This window comes from Ruegeria sp. AP12 (assembly GCF_056540025.1).
The window spans coordinates 1-509 of the sequence record NZ_JBQFVZ010000353.1 but is presented as its reverse complement, the minus strand read 5'-3'; the positions used below and the strand labels follow the sequence as shown (position 1 = coordinate 509).

The window sequence follows — 509 nt, the reverse complement described above, 5'->3', positions numbered from 1 at the left end:
TCGAGTCTCTGTTGCATGGCGGGCATATAACGTTGGTCCTGCGATGAATCCACCCTGCGGTGACGATTCCTGAAAAAAGGGCTTGACCCCCCTGCGCCACCTGCCTAATTAGGCCGCCTATCGGGTCGCCGGAAACACTGACTACTCTGGCGAAACGAGGTGCAAAATAAGGTCTTGAACCCGGTCGGGAAAATGCCTTAAAGAGCGCCACGGATCGTACAGATCCAGACAAAAGAGTGGGCCGTTAGCTCAGTTGGTAGAGCAACTGACTTTTAATCAGTGGGTCGCAGGTTCGAATCCTGCACGGCTCACCACTTTTTTAAATAAAAATAAATACTTACACGAGGCCGTGCAGAGTGCGCTTCGTGACGTGCGGCCTACCGGAAGCAATACGGAAGCACTGTGACAAAGATTGAAGTGTGCTTATTGGATCACAACGGTATAACGCGGCGGCAGCTCACTTACACGTGTGTACAATCTCCCGGACAAACTCAAGCGGGACTTGAGCA

The 509-nt window shown here is 51.9% G+C and carries 1 tRNA gene; it reads left to right on the top strand.

What is annotated here, in order from left to right:
- The first annotated feature begins 238 nt into the window (after nt 1-238).
- Nucleotides 239-314 (top strand) — tRNA-Lys (locus tag ACR0E6_RS23175).
- The last annotated feature ends 195 nt before the right edge of the window (nt 315-509 follow it).